The 13,947-nt window shown below is 64.0% G+C and carries 10 protein-coding genes and 1 pseudogene; 6 read left to right on the top strand and 5 right to left on the bottom strand.

Annotation, left to right across the window (positions count from 1 at the left end; all coding sequences use genetic code 11):
• The first annotated feature begins 133 nt into the window (after window positions 1–133).
• Together CFB82_RS02540 and CFB82_RS02535 are read left to right on the top strand one after the other, a co-directional pair.
• Window positions 134–1,111: a quinone oxidoreductase family protein gene (locus CFB82_RS02540; RefSeq protein ID WP_089483355.1), complete on the top strand. Its 978-nt coding sequence runs from the start codon at window positions 134–136 to the stop codon at window positions 1,109–1,111.
• Between the two features lie 27 nt (window positions 1,112–1,138).
• Window positions 1,139–1,285, top strand: a pseudogene (locus CFB82_RS02535) (DUF1427 family protein); the annotation flags it as partial.
• Window positions 1,286–1,312: 27 nt separating this feature from the next.
• On the opposite strand, the gene CFB82_RS02530 reads toward CFB82_RS02535, so the two are convergent.
• Both CFB82_RS02530 and CFB82_RS02525 read right to left on the bottom strand, forming a co-directional pair.
• Entirely contained in the window at window positions 1,313–2,338 is a 1,026-nt protein-coding gene (locus CFB82_RS02530) for a transporter (RefSeq protein ID WP_089483380.1), read from the bottom strand.
• 206 nt (window positions 2,339–2,544) lie between these two features.
• On the bottom strand, window positions 2,545–3,516 hold the full coding sequence (locus CFB82_RS02525; protein WP_089483354.1) for a phage tail protein: 972 nt from the start codon (window positions 3,514–3,516) through the stop codon (window positions 2,545–2,547).
• A gap of 121 nt (window positions 3,517–3,637) precedes the next feature.
• Here CFB82_RS02525 and CFB82_RS02520 point away from each other — a divergent pair, with 121 nt between their 5' ends.
• The 4 genes from CFB82_RS02520 (at window position 3,638) to CFB82_RS02505 (ending at window position 10,682) form a co-directional block, all read left to right on the top strand.
• Window positions 3,638–4,483 carry a M15 family metallopeptidase gene (locus tag CFB82_RS02520; protein WP_089483353.1) on the top strand — a complete coding sequence of 282 codons (846 nt, stop codon included), beginning with the start codon at window positions 3,638–3,640 and terminating at the stop codon, window positions 4,481–4,483.
• Between the two features lie 301 nt (window positions 4,484–4,784).
• On the top strand, window positions 4,785–8,729 hold the full coding sequence (tssM, locus tag CFB82_RS02515; RefSeq protein WP_069247000.1) for a type VI secretion system membrane subunit TssM: 3,945 nt from the start codon (window positions 4,785–4,787) through the stop codon (window positions 8,727–8,729).
• Entirely contained in the window at window positions 8,726–9,715 is a 990-nt protein-coding gene (tagF, locus tag CFB82_RS02510) for a type VI secretion system-associated protein TagF (RefSeq protein ID WP_069246999.1), read from the top strand. The genes tssM and tagF overlap by 4 nt, the downstream gene beginning before the upstream one ends.
• A 4-nt stretch (window positions 9,716–9,719) precedes the next feature.
• Window positions 9,720–10,682: an OmpA family protein gene (locus tag CFB82_RS02505; protein WP_089483352.1), complete on the top strand. Its 963-nt coding sequence runs from the start codon at window positions 9,720–9,722 to the stop codon at window positions 10,680–10,682.
• A gap of 203 nt (window positions 10,683–10,885) precedes the next feature.
• On the opposite strand, the gene CFB82_RS02500 is transcribed toward CFB82_RS02505, so the two are convergent.
• From CFB82_RS02500 to CFB82_RS41905, 3 genes are read right to left on the bottom strand one after another with little or no spacing between them, the layout of a single operon-like run.
• Entirely contained in the window at window positions 10,886–11,716 is an 831-nt protein-coding gene (locus CFB82_RS02500; RefSeq protein WP_089483351.1) for a hypothetical protein, read from the bottom strand.
• A gap of 46 nt (window positions 11,717–11,762) precedes the next feature.
• Complete coding sequence (locus CFB82_RS02495; RefSeq protein WP_089483350.1) at window positions 11,763–12,509, bottom strand: hypothetical protein; 747 nt, start codon at window positions 12,507–12,509, stop codon at window positions 11,763–11,765.
• Between the two features lies 1 nt (window position 12,510).
• Window positions 12,511–13,947, bottom strand: coding sequence for a hypothetical protein (locus CFB82_RS41905; RefSeq protein WP_143750870.1), 1,437 nt, complete (start codon window positions 13,945–13,947; stop codon window positions 12,511–12,513).

The following is a 13,947-nucleotide window of genomic DNA, read 5'->3' as shown; positions in this document are numbered from 1 at the left end:
TAGCGCAAAGCAATCATCCGCCTTTGCGCGTTTCCGCGTCAAACCGGGCCGACTAGACTGCATGCATCCTTTTCACCCGCTGCGCGCACCGCCCCGCCGGGCCGCGCGACAGCCATCCGCCACGGAGATCATCATGCGCAGCATCCGCTTCGACGCCCCCGCCGCCGACATCGAGTCGCTCGACGCGCGGGTCAGGGAAATCGACCCGCCCGTCCCGGCCGACGGCCAGATGCTGATCGAGGTGCGCGCGGCCGGCGTCAACCCGAGCGACGTGAAGGCCGCGCTCGGCCGCATGCCGCACGCGGTGTGGCCGCGCACACCAGGGCGCGACTGGGCCGGCATCGTGCGCAGCGGCCCGGACGGCTGGATCGGCGCGCCGGTGTGGGGCTCGGGTGGCGATCTCGGCGTGCATCGCGACGGCTCGCATGCGGAGTGGCTCGTACTCGACGCGCCGCTGGTGCGCCGCAAGCCCGCCGTGCTGACGCTCGACGAAGCGGCCGGCATCGGCGTGCCGTTCGTCACCGCGTACGAAGGCTTGCGCCGCGCCGGCATGCCGACGGCCGGCGACGTCGTGCTCGTGTTCGGCGCGAACGGCAAGGTCGGCCAGGCGGCGATCCAGCTCGCGACCGCGCACGGCGCCACCGTGATCGGCGTCGAGCGCAGCGCCGGCGGCTATCGCGGCCATGCATCGGGTGACGTGCACATGATCGACGCGTCGAAAGAACCGGTGGCCGACGCGGTGCGCGCGGCAACCGGCGGCCACGGCGCGGACATCGTCTACAACACGGTCGGCAGCCCGTACTTCGAAGCGGCGAACGCGTCGATGGCGATCGGCGCGCGGCAGATCTTCATCTCGACGATCGACCGCAGCGTGCCGTTCGACATCTTCGCGTTCTATCGCGGCCAGCACACGTTCGTGGGCGTCGATTCGCTGCAGCTCAGCGGCGCCACGGTCGCGCAGATCCTCGACACGCTCGCGCCCGGCTTCGGCAACGGCACGCTGCGCCCGTTCCCGATCGGCGACGACTACGTGTACCCGCTCGAGCGCGCACACGACGCGTATCGCGCGGTGCTGGCCGGTGCGCGCGAGCGCGTCATCCTCAAGCCCTGACGCCGGACCACACGGGAGACTGCCATGATGGATTACGTGACTTCGCTCGCGGTGGGGCTCGGCGTCGGCGTGGTGTACGCGCTGCTGCACGTCCGCTCGCCGGCCCCGCCGCTCGTCGCGCTCGTGGGCCTGCTCGGGATGGTGATCGGCGAACGCGCGATCGCGCTGCTGCGCTGACGAATCGATGCGGCGCCGGGGGGGCTAACGATCGTCGCGCCGGCGGAACGCCCACCATGCGGCGAGCGCCGTAAAGCCCGCGACGAGCAGCACCATCAGCCAGAAGCCGTGCTTGTTCTCCGAGAACGGCACGCCGCCGACGTTCATCCCGAAGAAGCCGGCGACGATGTTGATCGGCAGCGCGATCACGGTCACGAGCGTCAGCGTGAACAGCGTCCGGTTGTTCTGCTCGTCGAGACGCGAGCCGATCTCTTCCTGCAACAGCTTGATCCGCTCGTTGAGCCCGGCCAGATCGGCCAGCACCAGCGAGAACTCTTCGGTCGACTCGCGCAGCTCCTGCACGTCTTCCAGATGCAGCCACGCGGGCGGTTTCGCGAGCAGCCGGAAGATCGACCCAGGCTCGGGCGCGAGCATGCGCTGCAGGCGCGTCAGCGTGCGGCGCATCGCGCCGAGCTCGATGCGGCTCGACGTGAGCCGCTGCGACAGGAAGCGATCCTCGATACGGTCGACGTCGACGCTCGTGCGCCGCATGATCTGGATCAGCAGATCGGCCTGGTCGCGCAGCAGGTGCACGAGCAATTCCGCGGGCGACCTGAACTGCTCGCCGTCGCGCACGCACGCACGCAGCGTGTCGACCGAGCGCAGCGGCTTGAGCCGCGCGGTGACCATGATGCGCCGCTCGACGTGGACGAACAGCGTCGCGATCTCCGACGGCGTCAGTTCGAGGTTGAACATCACGTCGTTGACGATCGCGCGCAGCGCGCCGTCTTCCTGCTCGATGCGCGTCGAGCGCGAGCCTTCGTGGAGGAATTCGAAGAAGCTGTCGGGCAACTGGAGATGCGTGCGCATCCAGCGCTCGCTCGCGCCGTGCGCGAGATTGAAGTGCAGCCAGACGAAATCGTCCGACGCGGCATCGTGCTCGCGGCACGTGCGCAGCCACGTGGCAGCCGCGTCCGCATCGAGCGTCGCGCCGGAGCCGCCGGGAACGAAGCGGAATCCGCACACCATGCCGGACGTATCGGCGCCGTAAGTCTGTACGATCAGGTCCATCGTGTCGAAGGTCGTGCTGCACACGGCGCGCCGCGCAAAGCGGGTCGCGCGCCCGCGCCGGAAATGGAAAGGAGACGTATGCCCGACGGGCATGACGCGCCGGTGACAGCGTCACGCCGCATCATACCGTCCGATTCCGCGCCCCCAAAGCAACGCGCCGCCCAACGGGCGGCGCAGGTGCGGCGGCTCGACACGCGCAGGACGCGTTACTGCCGCGTCTCCGACTGCGCGGCGCTCGGGCACGCGGGGTCCTTGCCCCAGTGACCCTCGCAGACGCGCCAGCGGCACAGTTGATCCTCGAAGAAACCGCGCTCCGAACACTCCTTCACGCGCGACGCCAGCGAGCCGGTCGTCGCGGCCGTCTTGGTCGGCACGGCCTGCGCCTTCTGCGCGGCGAGCTTCTTGTCGGCCGGCTTCGTGCGCGCGACGAGTGCCGCGAGCAGGTCCGCATCCGGATCGTCCTTCCCGGCCGCCTTCGCGGTACGGGCCGGCGTCGCGTCGCGATGCTTCTTCGCCGCCGCGAGCTCGGCCTGCTGTTCCTTGTGACGCTTGCGGGCCTCGGCTTTCGCGTCGGCCTTCGTATCGGTCTTGCCGTGCGCGGCGACCTTCGCGCCCTTCGCGGCGTCGGCCTTGGCGGCGTCGGCCTTCGCGGTTTTGGTCGAGGCGGCAGCAGCGGCAGCGGCCGCACCGGCCGTGGCCGTACCCGATGCGTCGTCGGCGCCATTGGCGAGCGCACGCGACAGGCGGCTGTTGTCCGAGGATGATGCGGACGATGCGGACGCAACGGTTCGGGAAGCTGCGTCGTCGTTGACGATCGTGGCCGGTTGCGCGGCGGATGCGGCGGACGCGGCATTCTGCGCGACCTGCACGGCGGCATCGCTGGCCGCTGCGGCCTTCGCCGGCGCGGCGGCTGCCGGCGCAGCCTCTGCCGTGACGGCGGGGGCCTGCTCGCCCGCATGCTGCATGCGCCATGCGCCCCAGCCGCCGACGGCGACCACCAGGGCCACGACGGCGGCGATCGGCGCCTTCAGCGAACGTCGCGGCGGTTCGGCCGGCGGCGTGACACGTCCTTCCAGATTCGCGAGAATGCGCGACTGCTGAGCTCCGTCGCCTGCCGGTTTGGTATCGGACAGCAGGCTGGGCGGAGATTTCGAATTTGAATTTTCCGGCGCACTCATTCAGCGTCTCATTGAATCCTGGTTTAATTCACCGCGATAATATAGCCCGGCCTCTCGAAGCAGCCTGATTCTAAGAGCAAGCATTGCAAAACACAATCAATTCCAATTTCCGGGGATTTCTTTGATTGCCGTCGCACTCGTCGCCTATTTCGCCCTTGCCGTCGCGGTTGCGGCACTGTTGCTTTTACCGGGTATCCGCGCGACCGTATTCGAATCCGTCGCCCAGTTTCACGGCCGTCTAACGCGCCGTGCGAACGATCGCGCCTCGCGTACGCGAAGTCAGATTGTTAAATCGGCAAGCGCTACGCGCGGCGCTTTAAACGACGTGCAAAATTTACTGGTTCGCCGGCGCTTGATGATTATGGTATCGGCAGGTATTCTTGCGACGCCGCCATTGGTCGCCATTGCGTTACGCGGCCGGCAATTGTTCCAGTACGACGACACGGCGCGCGTGCCCGACGAGAAGATCGCCGCGCTGCTGCAGGGCGAACAGCTCGTCCCGCCCCCGCCGCTGCCGCCGGAAGTCTTCGCCACTAAGGAAGTCGAACAGGTACGCCCGGCGCTGAAGGATGCGAGCCGCGACTGGAACCTGCTGGATCCGGATTTCCGTACGCGTTTGCTGCTGGTCTACAAGATCATGCACGAACAATATGGTTATGAAATGGCGTTGCTGGAAGGTTACCGGAGCCCGGAACGGCAGAACCGGCTGGCGCAGATGGGCAGCAACGTGACCAACGCGGCCGCCTTCCAGAGTTATCACCAATTCGGGCTGGCGTCCGACAACGCGTTCCTGCGCGACGGCAAGCTGGTCATTTCCGAGAAAGACCCGTGGGCGATGCGCGGCTACCAGTTGTACGGCCAGGTCGCCGAGCAAGTCGGCCTCACCTGGGGCGGCCGATGGAAAATGATGGATCTCGGGCACGTGGAATACCATAAACCCGGTTTTAAACTGGGACGCGGCAGCTAGTCAGGGCTGCCGGACAAGAAATAATGAGGGCGGCATGGGGCTTTTTAATCACCCGGCAGGAAACGATTTGGGCGGCGCAAACGATCGGGCATTCCGGTGCGCGATTTTTTCCGGCCGCCGCTTCCGTTTTAAATCTCACAGCGTCCTTTCATTAATGCGCGCGCCTTCTCCGATGCCGCGGGCGCATTGATGCCAGCCCCCTTCATCCCGTTTGACAGCATGGCGACACATCGCGGCGCCACCCTTGCCGCTCGGCGCGCCTGCGTCGCCTCATCGAATCGCACCGGAACCTGAACGTCCTATGCAACGCATCCTCAACGTGCTGACTCATCCGCGTACGCTCTCGATCGTCGGGATCGTCGCGCTAGCGGCCATCCTCTTCATCGTCGCCGACATGCTGCAGTTGCCGCTCCTGTGGGCGGCGATCGCCTTTGCAGCGATCCTCGCGCTGTGGCTCGTCGTCGCGTTGTGGCGCCGCTGGCGCGTGAAGCGCGCGAACCAGCAGCTCGGCCAGGTGCTGGAAGAGCAGGCGGAAACCGGCAAGATCGCCGCGCCCGCCGCCGCCGCGCTCGCCCCCGACGCGAAGACGGCCGACCTCGACGTGCTGCGTACGCGCCTGTCGGATGCGGTGAAGACGATCAAGACGTCGAAGATCGGCCAGGTGTCGGGCGGCTCCGCGCTGTACGAACTGCCGTGGTACATCGTGATCGGCAACCCGGCCGCGGGCAAGAGCAGCGCCGTGCTCAATTCCGGCCTGCAGTTCCCGTTCGCGGACAAGAACAGCGCCGTGATCCACGGCATCGGCGGTACGCGTAACTGCGACTGGTTCTTCACGACCGAGGGGATCCTGCTCGACACGGCCGGCCGCTATTCGGTGCATGAAGAAGACCGCAGCGAGTGGCTCGGCTTCCTCGGCCTGCTCAAGCGCTATCGCCCGAAGGCGCCGATCAACGGCATCATCGTCACCGCGAGCATCGCCGAACTCACCGGCAACCGCCCCGAATTCGCGATCAACCTCGCGAAAAACCTCCGCCAGCGCGTTCAGGAACTGACGGAAAAGCTCGAAGTGTTCGCCCCGGTCTACGTGATGTTCACGAAGGCCGACCTGATCACCGGCTTCACCGAATTCTTCAGCAGCAGCGACAAGCACGAATACGACCGCGTGTGGGGCGCCACCCTGCCCTACGAACCCGACGACAAGCGCGACGTCGTCGCGCAGTTCGACACGCACTTCGAGGAACTCTACGAAGGGCTGAAGGAGATCAGCGTCGCGCAGCTGTCGCTGTCGCGCGGCAACCAGCTGTCGCCGGGCCAGTTGAGCTTCCCGCTCGAATTCTCGACGATCAAGCCGTCGCTGCGCGCGTTCCTCGCGACGCTGTTCGAGAACAACCCGTTCCAGTACAAGCCGATCTTCCGCGGCTTCTACTTCACCAGCGCGCTGCAGGAAGGCGAAACCAACAGCGCGGCCGCGCAGCGCATCGCGCATCGCTTCGGCCTCGACGGCGCCGCGCTGCCGAAACCGCACAGCGCGTTCTCGAAGAACGGCTTCTTCCTGCGCGACCTGTTCTCGAAGGTGATCTTCGCGGACCGCCAGACGGTGCGGCAGTTCGCCAGCCCGACCAAGACGCGGCTGCGCTACGCGACCTTCTTCGGCTTCGTCGCGGCGCTCGCGCTCGCGCTCGGCGGCTGGACCTGGTCGACGATCGGCAACCAGCAGCTCGTCGCGAACGTGCAGGCCGACCTCGACAACGTCACGCGCCTGCAGCAGGGCCGCAACGACTTGCAGTCGCGCCTGCAGGCGATGGACATCCTCGAAGACCGGATCGAGCAGCTCGAGCAGTTCCGCCGCGACAAGCCGATTTCGGTGTCGCTCGGCCTGTACCAGGGCGACCGTCTCGAGCAGCACCTGCTGACCGAGTACTACAACGGCGTGCGCCAGATCCTGCTGGCCCCGGTGTCGCAGAACCTCGCGTCGTTCATGAAGGACGTGAACGCGCACCCCGAACAGCTCGTGCCGATGACGCGCCCGCCCGAATCGGGCGCCGTGCAGGGTGGCACGATGCCGGTCTCGACGAACGCGGCGGGCGCCGCGCCGCAGGCCGGTGCCGCACTGGCCGCGTCCGGCGCCGCGCCGGCCGCAGCGCAGCAGCCGGCCGCACCGCAGGGCGGCCTCTACAGCGACGCGTCGCCGACCAACGTGCAGGATGCGTACAACGCGCTCAAGACGTACCTGATGCTGTCCGACAAGCGCCACGTCGAGCAGGCGCACCTGACCGACCAGCTCGCCCGCTTCTGGCGCGGCTGGCTCGAGACGAATCGCGGCAACATGCCGCGTGACGAGATGATCAAGAGCGCGGAGCGCATGATCTCGTTCTACCTCGCCCGCGTGAACGACGACAACTGGCCGATGATCGACGCGAACCTCGCGCTCGTCGACCAGACCCGCGAGAACCTGCGCCACGTCGTGCGCGGCATGCCGGCCCGCCAGCGCGTGTACGAGGAAATCAAGGCACGCGCGTCGACCCGCTTCGCGCCGATGACCATCGCGCGCATCGTCGGCGACGGCAACCAGGGGCTCGTGGCCGGCAGCTACGCGATTCCGGGCACGTTCACGCGCGAAGCGTGGTTCGACTACGTGCAGCCGGCGATCCGCGACGCGGCGACCAAGGAACTGCAGGCGAAGGACTGGGTGCTCAACACGTCGACGCAGGACGACCTGACGCTCGAGGGCAGCCCCGAGCAGATCCAGAAGACGCTGGTCGGCATGTACAAGACCGAGTACGCGCAGCACTGGCAGAAGTTCATGCAGGGCATTGCGGTACAGGGCTTCACCAGCTTCGGCCAGGCCGTCGACGGGATGAACCGCCTCGGCGACCCGCAGGATTCGCCGATCCGCAAGATCCTCGAGACCGCGTACGACCAGACCTCGTGGGACAACCCGTCGCTCGCGAACGTGACGATCAAGAAGGCGCAGACGGGCGTCGTGAACTGGGTCAAGCAACTGTTCTCGCGCTCGCCGGCCGGCCAGGTGGCGGCCGCCAACATCGACATCAACGGCAATCCGGCCGAGGTGCCGATGGGTCCGATCGGCCAGGAGTTCATCGGGCTCGCGCGGATCGTCGCGTTGCATGACGGCACGTCGATGCTCAAGGGCTACATGGAGTCGCTGTCGAAGGTCCGCACGCGCTTCAACGTGATCAAGAACCAGGGCGACCCGGGCCCGGGCGCGCGCCAGCTGATGCAGCAGACGCTCGACGGCAACGGTTCCGAACTCGCCGATTCGCTGAAGCTCGTCGACGAGCAGATGCTGACGGGCCTCACCGATTCGCAACGCAAGTCGCTGCGTCCGCTGCTGGTGCGGCCGCTGATGCAGGCGTTCGCAGTCGTGATCCAGCCGGCCAGCGCCGAAGTCAACAAGGTGTGGAACGCGCAGGTCTACCAGCCGTTCCAGAACTCGCTCGCGACGAAGTACCCGTTCGCGGCGAGCGCGAAGGTCGAGGCCGGCGCCGGTGAAATCGCGCAGGTGTTCGGTCCGGACGGCTCGATCGCGAAGTTCGTCGGCACGACGCTCGGGCCGCTCGCGGTGCGCCGCGGCGACACCCTCGCCGCCCGCACGTGGGGCGACATGGGCATCGGCCTCACGCCGGACTTCACGAACGGCTTCGCACGCTGGGTCGCACCGCTCGCCGGCGGTGCGGCAGGCAGCGCCGCCGCATCGTCCGAGCCGCAGACCGTGTTCCAGATCCTGCCGCAGCCGAGCACAGGCACGACGGAATACACGATCGCGATCGACGGCCAGCAGCTGCGCTACCGCAACACGCCGCCGCAGTGGACCAACTTCGTGTGGCCGAACCCGCAGGGCTCGCCGGGCGCGACGCTGTCCGCGACGACCTTCGACGGCCGCACGGTGCAGCTCGTCAACGAGCCGGGCCGCTACGGTCTCGAGAAGCTGATCAACTCGGCGCAGCGCAAGCGCCGTCCGGACGGCACCTTCGACCTGACGTGGGCGCAGGGCAGCGTGAACGTGTCGGTGACGATGCGCATCATCAGCACGTCGCAACCGTCCGGCGGTGGCGGTGACCAGCCGCAGCAGCAGAGCCTGCGTGGCCTGCAGCTGCCGTCGTCGGTCGCCGACGCAAGCGCGGGCGCCGCGCAGAACGCAACCCAGACCGCCGGCACGGGCACGCCGGCCGCAGCGCCGGCCGTCGCGGCCGCCAACGCAACGCATGCCCAGGGGGCGCAATGACGCAAACCGTACAGGCGCAGATCGCCTACTTCGGCAAGATTCCGTCGCGCGGCGACTTCGTGAAGAGCCCGCACAACCCGCAGTTGCTGCAGACGCTCGACCGCTGGATCGCGCAGGCGCTCGAGCTGCTCGCGGAGGATCCGCGCTGGAAGCTCGTCTACGAGGATGCGAAGCCGATGCATTTCGCGTTCCTCGGCTCGCGCAGCAAGCTCGCGATCGCGGGCCACATGGTCGCGAGCCACGACGTGTCGATGCGCCGCTTCCCGTTCCTCGGTGCGACCGCGCTCGAGGTCGACCGGCCGCTCGCGTTCCTCGCGCGCAGCCCGCTCGCGTTCGCGCGGCTGTGGTCGCGCGTCGCCACGCAGATCCCGCCGCTGCTCGGCAAGGACGAGCCGCCCGGCGCACTGCAGGCGCTCGGCGACACGCAGGTGCCGATCGACATCGGCGGCCCCGGCACGTCGCATGACGGCACCTTCAACGATTTCGTCGAACACCAGACGCTGCACGGCCTCCAGGAGATGCTGCTCGAAAGCGGTCATCCCGTGCGGCTGCGCGGCGCGATGCTCGCGCTCGGCTCGCTGCTGCGGCCGGTGATGCAGAGCGGCTCGTCGCACATCGAGCGCGGCCTCACGCTGCCGTTGCCGGTCGATCCGTTCTATCGCAGCCTCGTCGCCGCGTTCTGGCTCGAACTGATCGCGCCGTTCGTCGCGCAGGCCGACTTCGAGCTCGCGATCTTCATCGGCACGATCGCCGAGCGCGAACGGCTCATCATCGGCTTCAACGGCGCGTCGGCGAAGACGCTGCTGAGCGTTGTCGACCCGCAGACCTACGCCGCCCACAACATCGACATCGACGATCCCGAGTGGATCGACGCCCATGCGCAAAACGATCACCAGATCAGCAAGCTCGTCAGCTACCTCGACCAACCGCAACTCTCGCTGCGTGTCGCCATCGACGCGTTCCGCGAAGCGTTCATCGGAGGCTGACGGGATGCATCGCACGATTCAAGCCCGGCGCGCGCGCTTTTCGGCCGCGCTCTCGCCCGCCGTCGCCGCCCTCCTCGCCGCCGGGCTCTTCGCCAGCAGCGCGGCCTTCGCGCAGAACACCGGCGCGACCGTCACGCCGGTCGGCAACGGCACGGTCGCGACGACCGCGCTCTCCGCGAACCCCGGCGCCGCGCCGGGGACGGCCTCCGGCGCCGTCGTGCACGGCACGGCCGGCACCGCGAACACCCTCACGCCGCCGCCCGCGACCGCGACGCCCGGCCAGGTGGTCGTCGGCGGCAAGGTGCCCGACGAGGCGACCAAGGCCGCCGTGCTGCAGAAGCTGCGCGATACCTACGGCGCGACCAACGTCGTCGACCAGATCGAGGTGGGCGACGTCGCAACGCCGCCGAACTGGAGCGCGAACGTGCAGAAGTTGCTCGGCACGCAGCTCAAGCAGATCAGCAAGGGGCAACTGAAGATCAACGGCACGCAGATCGAGATGAAGGGCGAGGTGCACAACGAGGCGCAACGCCAGCAGCTCGCGAGCGACATGGCGAACACGCTGAACCCGACGTATACGATCAAGAACGGGCTGCGTGTGTCGGCGTCCGAACAGGGCGTGCTCGACCAGACGCTCGCGAACCGGACGATCGAGTTCGAGACCGGCAGCGCGACGCTCACGCCGCAGGGCAAGCTGATCCTCGACCAGATGGCGGCCGCACTCGCGAAGATGCCGAACCGCACGGTCGACATCATCGGCCACACCGACAACTCGGGGAACCGCACGTCGAACATCGCGCTGAGCCAGGCGCGCGCGGATTCAGTGAAGGGCTACCTGATCACGAAGAGCATTCCGCCGCAGCAGATGACGACGACGGGCGTCGGGCCGGATCAGCCGATCGCGCCGAACGATACGGCGGATGGGCGGGCACGGAATCGGCGGATCGAGTTCCGGGTTGGGCAGTAGGCGGCACGTTTTGCCGCTTCGCGGGGCGGTGTTTGCATCGCTTCGTTGGATGCGGGTCGCGCGGGGCTGTCGGCGGGCAGGCCCTCTAAGCGCTCGCTGGCGGCTGTCGAATCGTGACCGGCCGCCAGCCTCGCTGTTTCAATCGTCCATCAACGTGACCGGCTTCCCGTGACTGGCAGACCTCGGTTTCAGGAGATCGACGTTCATGAACCAAGAATGACCTTCTTCCCTGTTTTCCGCTCCAGCTTGATAGCGAGATAAATATGAAAATAAGCAAATCGCACAAAGAATTTCGTCAGAAGCCAGCAAGTCACTGGAAGCCCGATTGCCGACAAAATAATAAACATTCCGTGCGGCTCACCACTCCCTTCAAACAGCCGGGCTGACAACATCGAATATCCGATAAGAATCGGACCGACCACCGAGACCAGCCAATAAGGAACCGCGATCGACTTTCCTGGTCCGTCCAGCTTTCCGATGACGGAATCGGACTCGTCCGGATACACGATACAATCGCCTTCTGCCTTGAAAAGCCGATCAATCAATCCAAGCCGACCATCTTCCCGAGCAAAAGCAGCCCACGACAGCCAGGCCCAGGTTGCCGCCACCACCAGACACATCAAAAGTGCGGTGATACGAATTGCAACCGGCATCGGTGCAAAGCAAAAATAAAACAGCCAATACGACCCGAGCAACATCCACGTCGGGATAAACCCGACACACACTGCAACCCCCTCCCAAATCAATCGCCTGGATCGTCGATTCAGAAAATAATGCACGTACAAAAACAGGGGACACCCGATCTCCAGCAACAACGCAATGACCCAGGGCAGCGTGGATGACCAAAAACCGCTGAATGCATGCCAATATATGATTATCGGGATAAATCCAATCACCAATCCGATCTTGGCGGCTAGCGGATGATCATCAATTCGAGTTCTGTCGCCTTGCTTCGTATCGCCAGGACTTTGCATCAAAACAGGTTTCACTGCATCGCCCCGAGCGGAAACTTTTGCCGCGAATTCTCCCTGCATTGCGGGGTATCCGGCAACGATGCCGACGTACCGTACCCCGCCATCCTCATTCGTCCACCAGGATGACCGACTTCCCGTGGAGACGCTCCAGCTTGAGCGGCAAGCGAATCAGCAGCAAATACGCCTTTACGATGATGCCCATGAGAAGCTGAGAGCACGGGCACAAGATCAATGCCACGAACAGAAGCAAATCCTGCGAGGACGAAAAGGGCGTCGCTATCCTGGCGGCCAAAAAGATGGCAGGGGCTGCCAGCAGCACCAGTCCCAGACCAATCCGCTTGACCAGGCCGAGGGTCTCCGCATATGCACTCACCTGTTGCATTCCCGATAGCCGATACTCAATCTCGCCGCCCACGTCCTTGAATGCCTGCGAGATGAATTCCGGTTTATCGAGAGTCACGGAAACCTGACGGCCAATCAAAATCATCCACAGCAAAGTTCCGATTATCGCAGCAGCTATACAAACGAAACGAATCGCTGACGGCATCGAGGCGGACGCAAAATAAAAAATCCACGAAATACCCGCAACAAAAAAATATGCCGAACAAAGCACAATGATACTAAACACCCCATACAGAACCAATCGCCCCCGCCCGTTATCTGCACGCCACGCAACGACTTGCCCAATGACAGAAACCAGCACCCATGCAATAGACCAGTGAAATGGAACCCGATTCCCGGAAAACATCGGCAATCCGAGGATGAAGGCACACCCAATCAAAAACAAACCAAATCCCAGATTTACCCTGAAAAGTGCATCAAACCGACCCGACAATTCTCGCTCTTCCATCATCTCAATATGCCACAATCATTGGGTAACCGTTATAATCCTTCGGATAACTCTCCTCCAGATACTTCGCTGCCTTTCGAATAAACTTGGCCGCCTTCTGAGTATAGGAATAGTGATTATCGGCAACACCCAGTACATAAAAGAAAAACGCAGACACGCCAACCACGAGGACGGCAACCGCGCCTACAATCCAGCCACCTATCACAACGCCCACCGCAGTGAGTGCGGTCGTAATCAAATAATAGGCAACCGCACCGAGTATGGATGCGACCCCAGCGGCCGCAATGTCGATCCCGACCTTGGCGACGAGATCAGCCAGACCTCTCCCTCGATGTCCGTTTGCGTCTACTTGCTCGTAATCGTGACACCACTCAGCCACATCCAGCCCAATGGTCAGCACGAAAGCAATGCCACCTGCCCCTTTGAACGCTCCCTTCCACGCCTGCGCCGATGCGCTTGCAGTCTCTGCCATACCCTCGACCGCGCCGGCCGTGATCGCCATTATTTTTGTACTTTTTAATTTATAGACGGTATCCGTGATCATCTTCCTCAACGCACTATTTCCCTTGAAGGCCAAATAATACTTGATCCCGAATTTCGGGTGCTTCACGGACATGAACACGAATTTTCTATTAAACAATTCACGCAAATCAGACCAATTATCCTTCGCATAAGCCAACCCTCCGGCAATTTGACTGATAATCCAATTTCGCGTCATGACCTTTTCTTTGTCGTCAATTTTAAGTGCCGTCGGCGGCCCACCCTCCTGAGCCAATCGCCAAACTTCTGCTGGCGCCCGCTCAAGCGTCACCTCAAAGATGTGGACAATCAGACTTTCATCGACATTCTGTTGAGTCAACGGACCAGAAGAAGCGGGAAACAAAAACTCCGGCGCCATTTCTCCATATTTGAAATTCAAAGGCGTCAATTGCCCCCACCAGGCATTACCCGGCAGGTTTCCATCAGTATTACGACAGACCAACGGTGCAGGGCTGGCAAATACATTATTGACACCAGATGGTACGCGCGGACCACTTGAACTTGCGCCGTGAAATCCGCCGATCGCAATGATTATCGGCTCCGGCTTTGCTTTCGGATCGGAATTTCCGCCAAGCGTATCGAAGTCGATCAGCGAATAACTTCGCACCAGCTTTCCATTCGACTTCAGCAGCAAATTTCCTTTGAAATCACGCCCCACCCAAATATGATACCGCTGTCCATCGTGAAACTGCCCTTTCTGAACACGCTTCTTCACGCCAACGTCATAAAACCAGTCTTTATCGGCCTCAATCGTGTAAATCGCATCTTTCTTGACACTAATGTCAAAAATGACGTCACGATGCTTGCGCAGCAACACCGTAACATCCGATTCGGCCCAGCAACTGATCGGCTCCCCCGGCAAATCAATACAAACATTATGCTGAACAAGCGGCCTGCCCAT

This window comes from Burkholderia sp. HI2714, from assembly GCF_002223085.1.
In the GTDB taxonomy this organism is placed as follows: domain Bacteria; phylum Pseudomonadota; class Gammaproteobacteria; order Burkholderiales; family Burkholderiaceae; genus Burkholderia; species Burkholderia lata_D.
Note: the sequence above shows the minus strand (reverse complement) of the source record. Positions and strands in the feature narration are given on the sequence as shown.